13 protein-coding genes are annotated in these 19,166 nt (G+C 67.2%); all 13 read right to left on the bottom strand.

From position 1 onward, the window contains the following. Positions 1-5 precede the first annotated feature (5 nt). Positions 6-485: a DUF3592 domain-containing protein gene (locus ACCD11_RS17960; RefSeq protein WP_413314907.1), complete on the bottom strand. Its 480-nt coding sequence runs from the start codon at positions 483-485 to the stop codon at positions 6-8. Beyond that, a complete protein-coding gene (locus ACCD11_RS17955; RefSeq protein ID WP_413314906.1) occupies positions 482-2,860 on the bottom strand; it encodes a type VI secretion system Vgr family protein in 2,379 nt (792 codons plus the stop codon). Before ACCD11_RS17955 ends, ACCD11_RS17960 begins: the two co-directional genes overlap by 4 nt. 14 nt (positions 2,861-2,874) lie before the next feature. Beyond that, positions 2,875-5,622, bottom strand: coding sequence for a type VI secretion system ATPase TssH (gene tssH / locus ACCD11_RS17950; protein ID WP_413314905.1), 2,748 nt, complete (start codon positions 5,620-5,622; stop codon positions 2,875-2,877). Then, positions 5,619-6,791, bottom strand: coding sequence for a type VI secretion system baseplate subunit TssG (tssG, locus tag ACCD11_RS17945; protein WP_007831838.1), 1,173 nt, complete (start codon positions 6,789-6,791; stop codon positions 5,619-5,621). Before tssG ends, tssH begins: the two co-directional genes overlap by 4 nt. Then, positions 6,788-8,659 (bottom strand): type VI secretion system baseplate subunit TssF, encoded by a 1,872-nt coding sequence (gene tssF, locus ACCD11_RS17940; RefSeq protein ID WP_413314903.1) that lies wholly within the window; start codon positions 8,657-8,659, stop codon positions 6,788-6,790. The genes tssG and tssF overlap by 4 nt, the downstream gene beginning before the upstream one ends. Next, entirely contained in the window at positions 8,659-9,186 is a 528-nt protein-coding gene (gene tssE, locus ACCD11_RS17935; protein WP_042673168.1) for a type VI secretion system baseplate subunit TssE, read from the bottom strand. Before tssE ends, tssF begins: the two co-directional genes overlap by 1 nt. An 8-nt stretch (positions 9,187-9,194) precedes the next feature. Further along, on the bottom strand, positions 9,195-10,058 hold the full coding sequence (locus ACCD11_RS17930) for a type VI secretion system accessory protein TagJ (protein ID WP_413314901.1): 864 nt from the start codon (positions 10,056-10,058) through the stop codon (positions 9,195-9,197). Positions 10,059-10,184: 126 nt separating this feature from the next. Continuing rightward, positions 10,185-10,667, bottom strand: coding sequence for an Hcp family type VI secretion system effector (locus ACCD11_RS17925; protein WP_007831853.1), 483 nt, complete (start codon positions 10,665-10,667; stop codon positions 10,185-10,187). Between the two features lie 47 nt (positions 10,668-10,714). Continuing rightward, complete coding sequence (gene tssC, locus ACCD11_RS17920; RefSeq protein ID WP_007831855.1) at positions 10,715-12,223, bottom strand: type VI secretion system contractile sheath large subunit; 1,509 nt, start codon at positions 12,221-12,223, stop codon at positions 10,715-10,717. Between the two features lie 24 nt (positions 12,224-12,247). After that, positions 12,248-12,817, bottom strand: a complete 570-nt coding sequence (tssB, locus tag ACCD11_RS17915) for a type VI secretion system contractile sheath small subunit (protein WP_007831857.1) — start codon at positions 12,815-12,817, stop codon at positions 12,248-12,250. Positions 12,818-12,901: 84 nt separating this feature from the next. Beyond that, on the bottom strand, positions 12,902-13,999 hold the full coding sequence (gene tssA / locus ACCD11_RS17910) for a type VI secretion system protein TssA (RefSeq protein ID WP_413314900.1): 1,098 nt from the start codon (positions 13,997-13,999) through the stop codon (positions 12,902-12,904). A gap of 140 nt (positions 14,000-14,139) precedes the next feature. Beyond that, positions 14,140-15,333 carry a fumarylacetoacetate hydrolase family protein gene (locus tag ACCD11_RS17905; RefSeq protein ID WP_007831861.1) on the bottom strand — a complete coding sequence of 398 codons (1,194 nt, stop codon included), beginning with the start codon at positions 15,331-15,333 and terminating at the stop codon, positions 14,140-14,142. Between the two features lie 87 nt (positions 15,334-15,420). Then, entirely contained in the window at positions 15,421-19,155 is a 3,735-nt protein-coding gene (locus tag ACCD11_RS17900; RefSeq protein ID WP_413314899.1) for a molybdopterin cofactor-binding domain-containing protein, read from the bottom strand. Positions 19,156-19,166: the final 11 nt, after the last annotated feature.

Genomic DNA, 19,166 nt, shown 5'->3' with positions numbered 1-19,166 from the left:
GTCGCTCAGGAAGAGGAAGAAGAGGGCGAACGGGAGGTGGTCGCCGGAAAGATCAAGGCGCTCTGTGCCGGATGGTCCGGCGCATAGCGGACCTCGACCGCGCAACCGATGCCGTACAGGGTCAGCTCGTTAAGTGGAATGACCTTCTGCAAGCTCACGCTGTGCCGGACGCCAGCCGCGTCCCGGAACGCCACGGTGAACGTGATCAGGGGGCTGAGATCGCTATAGCTTCCACCCATCTCGCTCGCCACGATCACGCCGTCCGCACGTCCGTCGAGCGTCTCGCTCGCCGCCTCGCGGCGCGAGACCTGAAAGAGATCCCATCCACCGCACAGCAGGAAGGACCCCAACAGCATCAGGCCGATGCACGCACCCATCTGGCCCAGGCCCAGGCCGCCGGCGAGCACCACCATCGGAACGGCGCCCACCGCGAGCAGGACCGCACCCAGCCACTTCATTCGCAGGGACGGCGATGCGCCGGTCATGTGCACACGAACAGGCCCTTGAGCATGACCTTGAACGCCCCGACCTTGATCTTGGCACCGTTGTCGAAGTTGAGTGCCCGGTTCGACAGCCTGTACACCTTGAAGTCGAAACTGGCGCCCCCGATGTTGGTGCTGACGGCATTGATGGTTTCGGACAGCGAGGCGTAGGTGAAGGAATTCGCGTAGGCGATGGAAAACGAGAAGGGCGTCTTCGAGGTGATCGAAATCTCGGCCTCCGTCGTGATCGTGCTGCCTGCGTGTGTGTGCAGCGAGTTCGTGTAGCTCACGTCCTTGTGGTCCGAATGCAGGTTGATGACGTTGGCATTCACCTTGAACTCGGTCGGGGTGGTGATCTCCACGTCGGCGTCGGTGCTGCGCATGGTCAGCTTGCCCTTGGAGTTGATCGTCGTCGTGCCGGTGACGTCGATCAGCTCCGTGCCGCCAATGGTGCGTTTGCTGTCCGATGTGACGTGGTAAGTCTCGAGGCCGGTCACGGTGACGTCCTTGCCCTTGGACTTCTCCGTGTACTTGCCGTCGACGGTGGTGCCCTGCGGGCCGTTGATCTGTTCCGTCAACGACACGCCGATGGTCTTGGTCTCGCCCTTGTCGACCGTGTCTGTGCGCGTGCCGGTGACATGGATGGTCTGATTCCCGATGACATCGACCTGCTGGTTGCCCCCATCCACCTTGATGAACTGGTCGCCGCCGTTGACGGTGATCTTCTGCGGCCCGCCCTTGTTGACCGTCAGCGTGTGCGGCCCGTTGATCGTCTCGTCCAGCGAGGTGTTGGTGGTGTAGTTGTCCGCGCCTTCGATGGTCGTGGTTCTCTTGCCTGCGACCGTATCGGTTTCATCGGCCTCCACATCGATCTCGAAATTCTTCTCGGCGTGAATCCGCACCAGCTCGGAGCCCGGCGCATCGTCCAGGATGAACTCGTTGGCATTTGCCGGCGTCCCGTCCTGGCTGCGGCTCACGAAGCCGCTCACCGTGACCTTTGCAGGCAACTCGAGCGGCGGCATCTGGTCCGAGTTGTAGACGCGGCCGATGATGATCGGCCGGTCGGGATGGCCGCCGATGAAATCGACGATCACTTCCTGGCCCTTGCGCGGATGATTCACCGCGCCGTAGTTCGAGCCGGCCCAGGCGCTGGAAACGCGCACCCAGCAGGAGCTGTTCTCGTCGCTCTTGCCGTAGCGGTCCCAACGGAACTGCACCTTCACGCGGCCGTATTGGTCGACCCAATACTCCTGCCCCGCCTTACCCACCACGGTGGCGGTCTGCGGTCCGTTGGTGCGGGGCATCGGCGTCACGCGCGGCGCGCGGAACGCATACGAGGTCGGCTGCACCGCGAAATCGAAGCTGTACGAGCTGTCGGCCGCACCGGTGTCGTAGCCGCCTTCGCGCAGCGCATAAGACACCGACACGATCAGGTATTCCCGGTTGTCGTCCTGCCGCGGACAGTTCTGCATGGTGAAGCGGTAGCCCGGCGCCATGCCGCGCACGCTGGCGTGGCCCACGTCGCGCTCGGCCTGCGATTGCGCCTCCTCGAGCCGGATGCGCGAGTAGCGCTCGCCCTGCTCGGCCTCGCTGAAACCGCCGAGCCACTCGTAGATCTCGTAGGTGTCGTGTGCGTTTCCGCGCGGCTGGCTGCGCATGCTCAGCAGATCGGCCCTCGACTTCTTGAAGTCGTAGTCGTCCACCACGTAGGTGCCGGGGCGGATTTCCTCGGTGACCTGCCATTGGTCGATCACCTCCTGCAGCGGGTCCGCGTCGCGGTCGGCCGCGAGGTAGCTGATCTTCGGATAGGCCGGCAGGGTCTCGTGCGCGCCCATGTCATCGGCCAGCACCAGCGTGTGCTGATTCTTTTCGTGCTTGAAGTAGTAGTAGATGCCTTCATGCTCCATCAGCCGGCTCACGAAGGCGAAGTCGGTCTCCTGGTACTGCACGCAGTACTCCCACTGGCGGTAGGTTCCGCTGAGCTTCTTCTCGAACGCGAAGTTGTAGTCGGCGAAAACTTCCTCGAGGATGTCGACGACCGATTTGTTCTGGAATATCTTGCAGTCGCTGGTGCGCGTCAGGTACCAGAGCCAGGGTCGCACGGTGGCGCGGTACACCACATAGCGCGAACCGCCGCCCTCCTTGCCGATCATCGTGAACCGGACGATCTGTCCATTCAGAAAACGAGGCTGGCCTGCCGTCAGTATTTCGAGCGTGAGCGGCTTGCCCAGTACCGACTTCATGTCGAGCGACACGGTCGGGCTCAGCAGATCGATCTCGAATTCGAACAGCTGCGAGAGGCCCTCGGTCCCGTGCATCGAGCGGAACAGCAACTGGTCCTCCGCGAGCGGTGTGTGGGCTTTGACGACTCTGGCCATGGAGCTCTCCCTTTCTACGCTTGGTGCTCAGAAAATTCGTAGTGAAAATCGTCGCCCGCCGCGCTCAGCTGCACGCCGGCGAGCTTGCGCGCACTGACCGTGGCGCCGATGACTTCCTCGCTCAATCGCGGAAGGATCGTGTGCGTGAGGATCGCGTCGATCATCCGTCCACCCGACTCTATGGCCGTACAGCGGCGCGCCACGAGTTCGACGGCGCTGTCGTCGTAAGCCAATGCAATGCCGTGGTTCGCCTGAAGGCGCGCCGCGATGCGATCGAGCTGGAGGCGGATGATGCGATGCAATGCCTCGGCGTGCAACGGGTAATAAGGCACTACAACTAGACGGCCGAGCAGCGCCGGCGCGAACACCTTGAGCAGCGGCTCGCGCAGCGCGGTGGCCAGCGGCTCGGGGTCGGGGCGCAGGGTCGGGTCTTCGCACAGCTGCATGACCAGGTCGGTGCCGACGTTGGAGGTCATGATGATCACGGTGTTGCGGAAGTCGATGTGGCGGCCTTCGCCGTCTTCCATCCAGCCCTTGTCGAACACCTGGAAGAAGATCTCGTGCACGTCGGTGTGGGCCTTCTCGATCTCGTCGAGCAGCACCACGCTGTAAGGCCGGCGGCGCACGGCCTCGGTGAGCACACCGCCTTCGCCATAGCCCACGTAGCCGGGCGGGGCGCCCTTGAGCGTGGAGACGGTGTGCGACTCCTGGAATTCGCTCATGTTGATGGTGACGAGGTTCTGCTCGCCGCCGTACAGCGCCTCCGACAGCGCCAGCGCGGTCTCGGTCTTGCCCACGCCCGAGGGGCCGCACAGCAGGAACACGCCGACCGGCTTGTTGGGGTTGTCGAGCCGTGCGCGCGCGGTGCGGATGCGGCGCGAGATGGTCTCCAGCGCATCGGGCTGCGCGACCACGCGGGCCGAAAGGATCTCGCCGAGCTTCAACACCGACTGCGCGTCGTCGCGCACCATGCGGCCGATGGGAATGCCGGTCCAGTCGGCCACCACGGTGGCGATGGCCTGCGCATCGACGGCCGCGAGGATCAGCGGCGATTCGCCCTGCAGCTGCACGAGCTTGTCCTGTGCTTCGTTGAGTTCGGCGCGAATCTCCTGGGTCGTGCGCTGGAGTTCGGCGGGTGGCGCGTCGGGGTCCGCATCGACGTTCGCAGCTTCCACTTCCTGCGCGTCCGATGCCTCGGCCCGCGCCTGCGGCACCGCGGCCGGCGAGAGCTGCTTGCGCAAGGCCACGATGCGCTCGACCAGCGCGCTTTCTTCCACGCGCCGTTTCTCCAGCACCTCGAGTTCGGCCTGCGCCTGCGCGACCTGCGCCGCGATGTCTTCCACGCGCTGGTGCTCACCGACACCGATGGCCGCCTCGCGCCCCGCGATGCCCGACTCGATGCCCAGCACCTCGATGCGGCGCTGCAGGTCTTCGATGGCGGCGGGCAGCGCATGCTGGCTCAGCGCCACGCGCGCGCAGGCCGTGTCGAGCAGGCTCACGGCCTTGTCGGGCAATTGCCGTGCGGGAATGTAGCGGTGCGACAGGCTCACGGCCGCCTCGAGCGCGGCATCGAGGATGAGCACCCCGTGGTGCTTCTCCAGTTCGGCCGAGATGCCGCGCAGCATGATCACCGCCTTGGGCTCGGTGGGCTCGTGCACCTGGATGGTCTGGAAACGCCGCGTGAGCGCCGGATCTTTCTCGATGTACTTCTTGTACTCCGACCAGGTGGTCGCGCCGATGGTGCGCAGCCGGCCGCGCGCAAGCGCCGGCTTGAGCAGGTTGGCCGCGTCGCCGGTGCCGGCCGTGCCACCGGCGCCGACCAGTGTGTGCACCTCGTCGACGAACAGCACGATGGGCTTGGGGCTCTTCTCGACCTCGTCGATCACCTGGCGCAGCCGCTGCTCGAACTCGCCCTTCACGCCCGCGCCGGCCTGCAGCAGCGTGGGGTCCAGCACCCACAGCGACACGTCCTTGAGCGAAGGCGGCACATCGCCCGCGGCGAGGCGCGAGGCCAGGCCTTCGACCACGGCCGTCTTGCCAACGCCGGCCTCGCCGGTGAGCAGCGGATTGTTCTGCCGGCGGCGCATCAGGATGTCGATGATCTGGCGGATTTCGTCGTCGCGACCGTAGACCGGATCGAGCTCACCCGCGCGTGCCTTGGCGGTGAGGTCGCTCGCATACTTGGCGAGTGCAGAGCCGCCTGCCGCGGGGCCATCGCCCTGGTGGTGCGCCACCGCGGGTGCGCCGCCTGCCGCGCCTGCGCTCGGTGCGGCGTCGAAGTCGTCTTCGGGCGACCCCTCGGTCCACGCAGCGAGCTGCGCCACCAGCACGTCGGGCACGATCTTGTCGAACTCGCGCGAGATGCCCGAAAGCACCTGCCGCAGCCCCGGCGTCTTGATGATGCCCGCGAGCAGGTACGCACCGCGGATGGAGGTGGCCTCGAAGCGCAGGCTCGCATAGACCCATGCGCGCTCGACGGCGTTGTCGACGTGTTCGGAGATGTCGCTGATCGATGTGGCGCCATGCGGCAGCCGATCGAGCGCGCGCACCAGGTCTTGTTCGATCGCATCGAGGTTCAGCCCCGCGCGCTTGACGATGCGCAACATGTCGCTGTCCTGCAGCTGCAGGATCTGGTGCAGCCAGTGCACGAGTTCGACGTAGGCGTTGCCGCGCAGCTTGGCGAAGGCGGTGGCGGTCTCCAATGCCTTGTAGAGCATCGGGTTGAGCTTGGAGAAAAGAGAGACGCGGCGGATGTCGGTCATAAACCCATGGAAGAAGGAGCGGAACGGGAAAACAATGCTTCGGGCTGGAACACCATGTCGCCCGCGTCGGTGTCCGACATGCGCGTGCCGAGCCAGCTGCCCCAGCCGAGACGCTGGCTGCTGTTGAGCCGCATGCCGTGCGCGTCCTGCTTCTTCAGGACGAGCCGCAGATCCCACGCGAACTCGATGCCGACGTACTGTCGCACCCAGTCGACCACCTGCTGCAGCCGCTTGCTGCCCGGCAGGAACTCGCGGAACTCTTCCTGCGAGAGCGGCCCGAGTTCGAGGCGGAACTTGGCTTGAGCATCGCGCACGGCCAGGCCGATGGTGGCGCCGCCGCCGAGCCGCTGGTTGCGGCCGGAAAGGCCGATCCGGCTGACCTGGTGCTCGTCGAGCATCACCCAGTCGCTCACGAATTCCTCGACGTGCACGGGCACGTCGAAGTAGAGCTTGAGGATCTGGATCAGGCCCTCGGGGTTGCGCGTCTGGCGCACGAGGTGCCCCGCCATGAAGGTGCGCGCATGGTCGGCGATGCGGTCGCGCTCCTTCAGGCCGGGCTGCCCCATGTTCATGAGGCTGGACACATAGTCGACGAAGCGATGGCCGTCGGGACGGTCCAGGCTGTTGACCGACTGCGCGTCGGCCCAGGCCCGGTAGAACAGCAGGATCAGCCGGTGATGGAACAGGTCGGCGAACGCGCTGAGGGTGTCGTCGGCGTGATGCCGCTTGCGCTCGCGCGCGTACTCGGTCAGGTGCAGCGGCAGCGGGCCGTTGGGACCGAACAGGCCGAAGCCGTAGATCGAAATGCGTGGAGGTCCATCGCTGTCGACATCGACGCCCGACACGTTCGACGGCGCGAACGCCATCGAGGGCTCCTGCCCGAGGCGCAGCGGCTCGTCGAGCGGACGCGGTGCCCGGCCCAGCAGCGGATGGTCGCCCTGCGCGTCGAGGCGGCGCAGCAGCATGAACAGGTCGTGCTCGAAGGGCTGCTCCAACAGCCTGGCCCAGAGCACCGGATCGACCTCGGGCACGCCGCGCCGTGGCGCCGTGCCGGGCACGGGCGGCGCGACGTCGTGTTGTCGAATCTCGTCCGTATCGAGCACCACCTCGCCTTCACTGGCGGCCGGCGCGTCCTGCTGCATTCCTTCAGTGAAGCCGGTTTCGCTCATACGGCAGGCCGACGTCCCACGCGCGGCGTCCAGCGCGCGATCTCGCCGCGCTGCAGGCTGGACAGCGCGAACTCGGTGAAGGCATTGAGCGACACGTGCCGGCTGAAGAACTGCTCCAGCACGGCGCCGAAGAGATAAGGGCTCGCGCCGGAGAAGGCGACCTCGTCGATCTTGAGTGCCACCTCCACGCCGCGCCCGAACACGATCGGGCCCGGCTCCGGCAGGCGGCGGAACACCGGCGCCAGCGCCATCGAGCGCACGCCCTGGATCTGGCGGCGCACAGAGGGGTCGGCGAGGTTGCCATATAGGTCGAGCATCTCGCGCAGCGCGGCTGCGCCCTGCGCCGCATCCACGTCGGTGAGGCTCAGGTAGTTGAGCCCCAGGTGGCTGATGAGGCGCCAGGTCAGCGCGCCCTCGGCCAATGCGGGGTACGGGCGCGAGGGCCCGCGCAGGATGCGGATGGCGCGCACCGGCGCCGACACACGCAGCGTGAAGTCCGATTCGAGTCCGGTCGGCAGCAGCAGCGGGAGGTCGCGGTTGGTGCACAGCGCGTCGAGCGTGATGTGGCGCAGGCTGTGCGGAAAGGGCGCGTCGTGCTGGTCGACGAGCGACACGTAGACCTCGCTGCCGGTGTAGCTGGTGCGCGTGCCCTGCGCGCGTGCGCGGTCGGACACCAGTCGCGGTTCGCGGCGCAGCGAGAAGTAGGCGCCGAAGTCGCCGTCGTCGGCCGCGAACGAGCCGAGGAAGGGGCGGAACTCGCGCTCTTCGGAGCCGTTGGCCATGTGGCCGGTGACACGTTCGACGGTGAATATCTCGAAGTCGCGCGGGCGTGTGCGGTCGATCACCGCATGGTGCTCATGCTGGCCCGGCCCCACCGGAATGCGGTCGCTGCGGCGCGGCACGAGGTTGATGACGGGCGTGCAGAACAGCGAGAAGTGCTTGGCGTCGACCAACCGTTCGAGGTCGGCGTCGGCGCGATCGAGCAGGATCACGATCTCCATCGTGGTGCCGCCCATGGCCGCGGCCGCCGCGCGCAGCTTGTTCACGCTGAAGAACAGGTAGCGGTCGGGAAACGCGAAGTACTCGTGCAGCAGCCGGTAGCCCTGGAACGAGCGCGCGTCGTAGGGCAGCAGCGCCTGGTCGGGGTCGAAGCCCTCGTGCCTGACGGCCTCGTCGCCGAGCGGCACGATGCGCGCGGTGCTGCCCGGCCCGCTGCGGCAAACCACGCCAACGCTGTGGTGCGCCACGAGTTCGAGCACGCGCAGCGCATGCAGCTCCGCGCCCGAGAGAAAGAATTCGAGCCGATCCAGCGGCATGTCGGCAAAGCGTGCGCCGCCCACGGCTTCGAGCTTGATGGTGATCGCGCTCTTCGCCTGCCGCGCGACCATCGGCATGGCATGCGCGATCTCCGCCGGCACGGGGCCGATACCGGCCTCGGCGATCTTGATGGGCCACAGCGTGACGGCATGGCCGGTGCGGAACTCGCAGGCCGTCTGTTCGCCCTTGATCATGCGTCCGCGCAGGATGGTGTGGCGCGGCAGCTCGTAGCCGGCCTTCAGCGAACCTTCGTTGAGGTTGCCGTCGATCTGCACCACGGCCATCGCGGGCAGCGGCGCAAGGAAGTTGGGGTACACCACTTCGAGCAGCCGCTGCGAGAAGCGCGGAAATTCCGCATCCATCTTGAGCTGGATGCGCGCCGTGAGGAAGCTGAAGCCTTCGAGCAGGCGCTCCACGTACGGATCGCTGACCTCGATGCCGCGCATGCCGAGGCGGCCCGCGATCTTCGGGTAGCGCTGCGCGAACTCGGCCCCGAGCTCGTGCATGTAGGTGAGTTCGCGGTTGTAGTAGTCAAGCAGCCTGGCATCCATCAGAGGCCTCCGGTGGGCCGCAGCACCATGTGCCCGCTTTCAAGGTCGAGCTCCGAGCGCAGGATGAACTCGATCGGGTACGGCACCGACCACAGCGTGCCGCGAATCTCCAGCGCGAGCAGGTTGTGGTGTTCGAGGTCGGTGGCATCTGTCACGCAGCGCACGTCGATGCTGTCCTTCATGATGCGCGGCTCGAAGTCGATGATGGCCGATCGGATGGCCGCTTCGACGTCGGCGAAGTCGACCTCCGACATGCGCCCGCCAGCCCAGCCGCGCACGCCGAAGTTCAGCACCGAGCGGCGCGCGCGGGGCATGGTGTTGATGTTGTGGTCCGCGCCGAAGTTGGTGGTGTTGAGCAGCCACTGCAGGTCGCGCAGCACCGAGTCGCGCAGCAGCCTGCCGCTCATGAGGAAGGCGCCCGCGCGCTCCTGCCGGGTCTGCGGCGTCTTGTCGGTGAGGCGATCGAGCAGCACCGGCTGCAGGCGGTCGCGTGCAACGCTTTCCTGCTGGTCGCCGTCGGTGTCCATCATGGCGCTCATGCGTCGGTGGCCTCCCGTGCGAACTCGATGAGCCGCAGGTCGAGCAGCGAATGGTCGCCGGCTTCGCTGATCAGCGTGCGCTGCCCCAGGCCCGCGTACTGATCTTCGCCGGCCAGCGGCAGCCAGTCGGTGCGGCGGCCCAGCGTGGTCTCGTCGTCGAGCCCTTCGAGCGAGCCCGGGTAGCGCACCGGCACCAGGCCGTTGAGCGCGCGGCCATCGTGCAGCTCGAGCTCGGCGGGGGCCCACAGCAGGTCGACCAGGTGCTGCGGGCGCGAGAACTTGATGCGGCGCACCTCGGGCAGGGGCAGCCATGCATAGCCCGAAGGCGTGAGCAGCTCCAGCACCGGGCCGATGCGCACGTCGCCGTCGCACAGCCAGGCGAAGTCGCTGCGCTCCACCGGTTCGCCGTCGAACGCTTGGGTAGCGCGCGAATCGGAACGGTCGACGCTGGTGAGCGCGCCGTGCAATGCGGGCGCGGCCTGCCGCGCGGTTTCGCGCAGAGCAGCGGCTTCATCGGCGCGGTCGGCCGGCAATGCGGCGGCGGCGATCAGCTGTTCGACCCAGTCCGCATTGCCGCAGACGATGGCCGGTGCGCGCCCGCCGGACCAGAAGTCGCTGCGGTGGCGCTCACCCGCAAGCGCCATCGAACACGTGACGCTGGCAGGCGTGAAAGTGGGATCGAGCTTGGTGGCGAGCTTGAGCTGGTCTTCGGCCCGTTGCCAGTCGCCGCGCAGGGCGAGAAAGTGGCACAGGGCAAGACGCAGGCTGGCATTCTGGGGACTGGCGCGGATCTGCCGCTGTACCCATTCGGTGTGCTCGGCCACGGAGCGTTCGCCCAGCACTGCAAACCCATCGCCCATGAAGCTTCCTCGCTGACTGACTGGCACACGGCGCGAAAGGCCAGTGTGTAAAAGACGGCCGCGAAGGCCGTCGGGAAAACGTCGCGGGGGGCCCGCCGGGCCGGCCGCGCATCGGGAAAAGGGAAATCAGGATTCCCTGTTTTCCTTGATGTTCCAGCCCAGGACCGTCTCGGCGCCCTTGCCGCCCTTGTCGGTCTGTTCCCAGTACTGCTGCTTCACCTTCGCGGCCTGGAAGGCGTACTGCACGAACACGGCGTCGGAGCCTTGCTCTGCCGTGTACTGCACCGAGGTGACCAGCACTTCCTCGAGCGTGACGCGTGTGTATTCGATCTGCGAGCCCCCCGCCTTGCACACCGAAACCTCGACCTTGCTCAGGTGCTTGCCGCTGGCGCAGTTCTTCAGGACGGAGGGTGCCGCCTTGTCGATGCGCGCGAGCACCTGCAGGTCATTGAAGCTGGCCTTGCCAACGCCACCGCCACCGCCGCTGACCATGTTTCCAGGCTGCGTCGCTCCCCAGGCAAACGACTTGATGTCCGTCCACTCCTTGTGGTTCGAGTCCTTCGATTCGCCGTTTGCGCCTTCGACGCGCATGAACATGTCTACTGCCATGATTAACCCCCAAAGTTATATGTGCCCGATTACGGGACACCGTTGAATTAGCTGCTGTCCTTCTTGTTGGATGGCAGCTTCGAAACCAGCCGCAACGACACCGTCAGCCCTTCGAGCTGATAGTGCGGCCGGAGAAAAAACTTGGCGGCGTAGTAGCCCGGGTTGTCCTCGATGGCTTCCACCTGGACTTCCGCCGCCGCCAGCGGCTTCATTGCCTTCGTGTCCTGCGACGAGGTGCCGGGGCTGCCGTCGACGTAGTTCATGATCCAGTCGTTGAGCCAGCGCTCCATGTCCTCGCGCTCGCGGAACGAACCGATCTTGTCGCGCACGATGCACTTCAGGTAGTGCGCGAAGCGGCAGCAGGCGAACAGGTAGGGCAGGCGCGCCGCGAGGTTCGCGTTGGCCGTGGCATCGGCGTCGTAGTACTCGGCCGGCAGCTGCAGCGACTGCGCGCCGATGAAGGCTGCGAAGTCGGAGTTCTTGCGGTGCACCAGCGGCATGAAGCCGTTCTTGGCGAGCTCGGCCTCGCGCCGGTCGCTGATGGCGATCTCGGTCGGGCACTTCATGTCCACGCCGCCGTCATCGGTCGGGAAGGTGTGGGTGGGCAGGTTCTCCACCGCACCACCCGACTCCACGCCGCGAATGGACGTGCACCAGCCGTACTGCTTGAACGAGCGGTTGATGTTCACGCCCATCGCATAGGCCGAGTTGGCCCAGGTGTAGCGGTTATGCGCGGCCGAGTCGGTCTCTTCCTCGAACTCGAACTCGTCGACCGGGTTGGTGCGCGCGCCGTACGGCAGGCGCGCCAGGAAGCGCGGCATGGCCAGGCCGATGTAGCGCGCGTCTTCCGAGTCGCGCAGCGAGCGCCATGCGGTGTGCTCGGTGTTCTGGAAGATCTTGGTCAGGTCGCGCGGATTCGACAGCTCCTGCCACGAGTCCATCTGCATCACCGTGGGCGAGGCGCCCGCGATGAACGGGCAATGCGCGGCGGCCGCGATCTTGGCCATTTCGCTGAGCATCTCGACGTCGGGCGGGCTGTGGTCGAAGTGGAAGTCGCCGATCAGCGCGCCGAAGGGCTCGCCGCCGAACTGGCCGTACTCGGCCTCGTAGATCTTCTTGAACAGGGGGCTCTGGTCCCAGCCGATGCCCTTGTGGCGCTTGAGCGAGCGCGCCACTTCGCGCTTGGACGCGCACATCACGCGGATCTTGAGCTGCTCGTCGGTCTCGGTGTTGTTCACGAGGTAGTGCAGCCCGCGCCAAGCGCCTTCGAGCTGCTGGAACTCCTCGTGGTGCAGGATCTGGTTGATCTGCTCGGAGAGCTTGCGATCGATTTCGGTGATGATGGCCTGCACCGTGCGATAGGCATCGTTGGAGACGGTGACGGTGCTTTCCAGCGCCTGCACGGCCAGCGTCTTGACGGCGTTCTCCACCGCCTCGCGGGCCTGGTCGGTCTTGGGCTTGAACTCGCGCTGCAGCAGGTCGGCGAACTCGTTCGGCTCGAGCGCTTCGACGGTGGCGGGTGCGCGCGCGGCGCTCTGATTGGATGCGGTGCTCATGATGGCGGTCCTTGCTGCTCGCGCTTACTCTGAAGATGTGCCGGGGGCGCCGGCCTTTTCGTTCGCGGCTTCGACCGCCTTCGCCACGGCCGGGTTCGGCGCCGATGCCAGCGACTTGAGGAGGCCGGGGTTCTGCAGCGCCTGCGCGATCAGCTGCTCCGCGCCGTTCTTGCCGTCCATGTACGAGAGCAGGTTCGACAGCTCGGTGCGCGCTTCGAGCAGCTGCTGCAGCGCACCGACCTGGCGGGCGATGCGCGCGGGCGAGAAGTCGTCCATGCTGTCGAAGGTGATGTCGACGTTCATCTGGCCATCGCCGGTGAGCGTGTTGGGCACCTGGAAGGCAACGCGCGGCTTGATGGACTTCATGCGTTCGTCGAAGTTGTCGATGTCCACCGCCATGAACTCGCGCTCGCCGAGGTCGGGCATCGGGTCGATCTGCTTGCCCGCGAGATCGGCGATGACGCCCATCACGAAGGGCAGCTGGATCTTGCGTTCGCTGCCGTAGATCTCGACGTCGTATTCGATCTGCACACGCGGCGCGCGGTTGCGCGCGATGAACTTCTGACCACTGTTTCTGACACGGTTGTCTGCCATAAGCTTCCTCTTGAATCTGTAATGCGTGTGGGTGCGATCCCGGTGGCCTGCCGGCCCGCGGAGCTCCCGATGGCTTTCGCCTTGCTATTCCGTGCTGCCCCCAGCGTTCAGCGGACGTCCTGCAAGGCTCTCTATCTTTTGCAATCCCTCGGGCACGAGCTCTTCGATGATCTGGAAGAAGTTCAGGTCCATCAGCCGCTGCGCTCTTCGTATCAGCATGGGCGCCGGATGACTGGGCTCCATGCGCTCCAGGTACTGGCAGGCCTTCTCCAACACCACCTGCACATCATCACGAGTCGATATTTCAATATCTTTAACCAGCACCGTGCGCGGGCCGGTGCCGCCATTGGCGGTGGCCGCGGCGGCCCCGTTCGCCATCGGCACCGAAGCACCCGCCCCTTGCGCGTCGGCGCCGTCGCGCGCTTCACCGGCCACGGCTGCCGCGTCCTGCGCCTGTTCGGGCAACAGCTGGACCACGGTGCGCAGCGAGCGCTCGAGCCGCGAAAAGTCCGGCGCCCAGCTCTGGCCGAGCGCGCGCTCGCAGGTCTCGCGAATGCGCCGCAGCAGGTCGAGCGCCGCGCGCAACGCCACCACCGGAGGCGCCGCTTTCTCGTGCGCGCGCCGCGCCGCGTCCCGCAGCCGGCCAATGCCGCCCGGGTAATCGATCTGATGGTCGGTCTTGCTCGAATCGAGCAAGGCTTCGACCTGTCGCAGGCTCATCGATGCGCCGCCGTCCTCGAGCAGCCGGGCATCGCGCACGCTGCGCCCGAGTCCCTCGGCTTCGGCCAGCGCGGCCAGTGCATTCATGCGCGGCAGCGGATCTTCGAAGTCGCCATCGACGACGCGCGGATGCACGTCGTTCCAGAATTTCTGCAGCACGGCATCGACGAGTTGCAGCCCATCGACGTAGCCCGGCAATCCACGGTTTTCGGTCCAGGCCAGCGTGAGGGGCACCAGCACGCGCAGGTCCCGCGTGCGTGTGCACAGCTGCTTCGCGATGCGCTCCACGCGTGCCCAGTCGGGCGGCTCCGCGGGGATGATCGTCGAGCCGAATTGCTGCTCGCGCTTACCTGTTGTTGCTTGGTGCAACGCCATGAAATCGGGGTCGTATTCCAGGTCTTCCCCGCAGGAAAGCGGGCCTTCCACAGGCAACTGCAATAGATCGATCTCGCTCGTCGACAACCTCTTCTCCCTTGTTCAACCGTTTCTCAACAGCAGCGATCTTGAGGGGAACAAGAGGCGCGGTCAACAGCAACAGACTGCAACGCGAACCATATGAATCACAAAGGAGTACAACTCCTTTTAAAACTCAAACAGAACGTCTACATGTTCACACTCAGCAGTCCGCGTTCACCCAAGTTGCGCATCAATGCGCTGATGCCAAAAGTCCACATCGGCGCCTGATCGGCGTGCACCACGCGATTGACGAGGGCGCCGAGTTCGGGCGCGGCAATGCGCACGCGGTCACCCACGACATGGGTGAATCCTTGCCCAGGCCCGTGACGGTCCTGTGTCGGCGCGAACATCGTGCCCAGAAACAGCATGAAGCCATCAGGGTAGGCGTGGTGCTTGCCCACGGTCTGCGCCACGAGATCGAGCGGATCGCGGCTGATCTTCGACAGCGAACTCGAACCCTCGAGCGTGAAACCCTCGGGGCCGGTGACTTCCAGCGCGACGGTGATGCGTCGCACGTCCTCGATGCCGAAGTGCGCATCGAACAAGCGGATGAAGGGGCCGATCGCGCACGAGGCGTTGTTGTCCTTGGCCTTGCCGAGCAGCAGTGCGCTGCGGCCTTCGAAGTCACGCAGGTTGACGTCGTTGCCGAGCGCGGCGCCGAGTGTCTCGCCGCGGCTGTTGACGGCGAGCACGACCTCCGGCTCGGGGTTGTTCCACACTGAACCCGAATGGATGCCGACATCGGCACCCGTGCCCACGGCGGCGAGCACCGGGGCCTTGGTGAAGATCTCGGCGTCGGGGCCGATGCCGACTTCGAGGTACTGCGACCACACGCCTTGCGCGATCAGCACGTCCTTGACCTTCATGGCCTCGGGCGATCCCGGCACGATGTCGGCGAGGTTGTCGCCGAGCACGCCGCCGATGGCCGCGCGCGTGGCCTCGGCCTTCGAGGCGTCGCCGCGCGCCTGCTCCTCGATCACGCGTTCGAGCAGGCTCGCGACGAAGGTGACGCCGCTGGCCTTGATGGCCTGCAGGTCGCAGGGCGCGAGCAGCCAGGGCTTGCCGGCGTCGCGTGCGCTCTCGTCGCTGTTGGCGATGGCCTCGTCGAGCGAGGCGATGCGCGGTGCGCTGCGCAATGCACGGCGAACGGCTTCGGCGGGCGCCTCCTTGCCTTCGAGCAGGTCGCTCATGGTCGGCGCGAGCCTCGACAGGTCGTACAGGCCGCCTTCGTGTACGGCCACCAGCACGGGGCCCACGCCGGGTTGCCAGAGGCGGCCGACGAGGGTGGCGCGTTCGGCGTCGCGGGGCAGGCTGGAAGAAGTTGAAAGATCGAGCGGCATGGCGTGGTGTCTCCGTGAGGTTGTGTGCGCTACGTTGCATCGTAGCGGCGCAGCGGGGAGGCGACGCGGCCGGCCGCTCCTTTTGTGTCAGTGCCGCGCGGCTCGCACGCGCGCCACTTCGGCGGGCAGGTTGGCCCACGCGGGCTCCTGCGGTGCGAAGCGCGCGCGCATGTAGCCGGCGAGTTCGGCGATCTGCCGGTCGTCGAGCGCCTCGCGGAACGCAGGCATGAAGCCGATGTCGCGGCTTGCGGGCTCGCGCACGCCGTCGAGGATGGTGCGCAGCAGGTTGTCGGGCCGCGCGCTCGTGAGGCCGCTGTTGAGGGCCAGCGGCGTGTTCACGCCGAGCAGCGTGGGGCCGTCGCCGTCGTGGTGGCATGAGGCGCAGGCGCTGTCGAACATGCGCTGCGCGGGGCCGAGAAGCTGGCCCTGGGTGCGCGCCGCGTTGTCGATGGCCTGTTGCGCAAGCGCTTGCGGCTCCGCCACCGGTGCGGGATTGAGCGAGCCGAGGTACACGGCCATCGCGCGCACATCGTCGTCGGGCACCTGCGCGAGTTCGCGCACCACCTCGGCCATCGGCCCGCCCGCGATGCCGTGGCGCGGCGAATGACCGTTACGCAGGTAGCGGTACAGCGCGTCGGTGTCCCACGGCACGGCGGCCTTCGACAACTGCGTGAGTGCGGGCGCCTCCCAGCCGTCGACCATCGCGCCCGAGAGGAACGCGCTGCCGCCCTGCTCCGCGCCGAGCGCGTTGCGCGGCGTGTGGCATGCGCCGCAATGACCCAGGCCGTTGACGAGGTACGCGCCGCGGTTCCACTCGGCGCTTTGCGTGGCCACGGGCCGCACCGGCGTGGGGTCGTGGAAGAGCGCGTTCCAGCCGGCCATCAACGGGCGCATGCTGAACGGGAACTTGAGTTCGGACTTCGGCGTTTCCGCACGCACCGCAGGCATCGACATGAAGTACGCATAGAGCGCCTGCAGGTCGTCGTCGCTGGTCTTCGCAAACGCGGTGTAGGGGAACGCGGGGTACAGGTAGTGGCCGTCGCGCGAGACGCCTTCGCGCATCGCGCGCTGGAAGGCGCTGAAAGACCAGCGGCCGAGGCCCGTGTCCGCATCGGGCGTGAGGTTGGTGGTGTAGAGCGTGCCGAAGGGCGTCTCCATCGCGCGGCCGCCTGCGTTCGGTGTGCCGCCGGGCACGGTGTGGCACACGGCGCAGTCGCCGGCGGCGGCGAGCACGCGGCCGCGGTCGATGGTGGACTGGCTGTAGACGGGTGCGGTGAGCGATACGGGCGCGATGGCGGAGCGCCAGCCGAGCAGGCCGGCGATGATGCCGAGGCCGCCGATGAAGAGTGCGGCACCAGTGGCCCACAGGCCCTTCCTCTTGGGCCAGATGGCTCCCGCATTGCTCCTTCCGCCTCTGGGGGAAGGTTGTGATGGGGGCACGGCAGCGTCACCATTCGTACGCCGCTCACCCCCGCCCTCCCCCAAAGGGGGCGGGAGAAATTCCCGATTCAACTCCGCCAACACCGTCTCCGGCGTGAACGGCGGCGATCTGAACCGCACTCCCGTCGCATCGAAGATCGCATTCGCGATCGCCGCCGTCCCCGGCACCGACGACGATTCGCCCGCGCCCAGCGAAGGCTCGCCGGGCCGGGGCATGTGCATCACCTCGATCACCGGCACTTCGCGGAAATTGATGATCGGGTAGCTGCCCCACTCACGGCTCGCGACCACACCGGAAGGCAACACCCCAGGCAGTTGTGCGCCGCCAGACCCGCCCTGCGGCGCGAACTGCACTTGCTCCTTCAGCGCCCGGCTCGTGGTCTGGATCACGTTGCCGTGCACTTGGTGTTCGACACCCGCTGGGTTGACCAGCAAACCCGCGTCGTGCCCCACCACGACGCGGCGCACGTGCACCTCGCCGGTCTTGCGGTTGACCTCCACATCGGCCACCCACGCGGCCCACGCCGCGCCGAAGCCCGGCCACTTGCTGTGGATGTAGCGCGCATACGCGAAGCCCTGCCCGAAGAGGATGTCGCCGCCCTCCCCGAGCCCGCCGTCGGCGTTTTCCTGCGGTCCGGTGCGCATGCGCCAGCCGGCCTTCTGCGCGGTCGCCTGCACGAGCTCGAACGCGCGCGGATCGTCCAGGTGCCGCAGCCGGAATTGCACCGGATCGACACCCGCCGCCGTGGCGAGCTCGTCGATGTACGACTCATGCGCGAACGAACTCGGCAGCGCCGACACGCCGCGCAGCCACGAGGCGCGCACGATCGGCGCCATGTCGTTGACCTTCACGCGCAGGTTGTCGTAGCTGTATGGCGGGCGCGCAGTGCGGTCGCCCATCTCGTAGGCCTGCGCCACCGGCTCGATGGTGCGCGTGAGCAGCAGCGCGAGCGTGGGCGCGCCGTTGGACGGGTACGAGGTTTCGAAGTCGTAGGCGGCCACGCGGCCATCGGCCATCAGGCCGCCGTCGATCTCCATGAGCTGCGCGGCGCCCTTGGGCTCCCAGGCGTGCTCCTGCTCGCGCGTGAGCTGCACGCGCACCGGCGCGCCGACGGCGCGCGCGAGCAAGGCGGCATCGGCGGCCACGTCGTCGGCGCCGTTTCGGCCGTAGCAGCCTGCCGCTTCCATGCGGATGACGTCGACCTGCACGTCTTCCACGCCCATGAGCTTCGCCAGATCGGCGCGCAGCACATGCGGGTTCTGCGAGCCGGCCCAGCAGCGAAGGACGATGCCGCCGCCATCGATCGGCTGCCACTCGGCCAGCGCGCACGAGGGCCCGATGGACGCGTGCATCTGGTACGGCCACACATACGTGCGGTGCATCGGCTGCGCGGCCGCGGCGATGGCGCCATCCACATCGCCTTCATCGACCAGCAGGCGCTGCGTCGAGGGGTTGTCGCGCAGCGCCCGTGCAAGGTCGCCGAGGTCGGGCATGCCGGGCCACGGTTTCCACGCGACGCGCAGTTCGCGCAGCGCCTGCTCGGCGTGCTCCTCGCGCTCGGCCACGATGCCGATGAAATCGCGGATGACGACCACCGCGCGGATGCCGGGAATGTGCGCGATGGACGATTCGTCCACCGACTCGAGCGTGTTGCCGATGAACTCGCCATGGTCCGCGCCCGCATACGGCGGGCGCACCACGCGGCCATGCAGCATGCCGGGCACGCGCATGTCGTGCACGAACACGAGGTCGCCCGCGAGCTTGGCCGGAATGTCGACGCGCGCCTGGCGCGTGCCGACGACGCGGTAGTCCGCCGGGTCCTTGGGCTGCGCCTGGGAATCGAGCCGCAGCACGGTGCGCTGGCCGGCCACGAGCTCGGCGTAGCCGACGTGGCGATCCGGCGCCTCGGTAACGCGCACCACGCCGTTGCGCACCTGCAGCGCATCGACGTCCACGCCGAGCCGCTCGGCCGCGCGTGCGACCAGCCACGCGCGCGCCTGCGCGGCGGCGAGGCGCAGCGGCTGCGCATGGATCTGGATCGACGCGCTCGCGATGGTCGCGCCCTGGTTGGGCGCGCGCGCGGTGTCGCCGAGCATCACGCGCACGCAGGGCATGCCGAGGTCGAGCTCCTCGGCCACGATCTGTCCGAGCGCGGTCTGGATGCCAGTGCCAAGGTCGACGTGGCCGTTGAGCGCGCAGGCGCTGCCGTCGTCCCATACGGCGAGCAGGATCTCGTCGCCCTCGATGGGGTTGCCGGCGATGAAGGCTGGCTGGCCATTGGCGGTCGGCGGCGCGGGCGGGGTCTCGCGCACCACCAGCAGAACGCCGTTGGAAGCGAGGAATTCGGCGCGCGTGCGCGGCAGATCGGCGCGGCGTGTCATGGCTGTTGCCC

It is taken from the genome of Variovorax sp. Varisp36 (assembly GCF_047304235.1).
GTDB lineage: Bacteria > Pseudomonadota > Gammaproteobacteria > Burkholderiales > Burkholderiaceae_C > Variovorax.
Note: the sequence above shows the minus strand (reverse complement) of the source record. Positions and strands in the feature narration are given on the sequence as shown.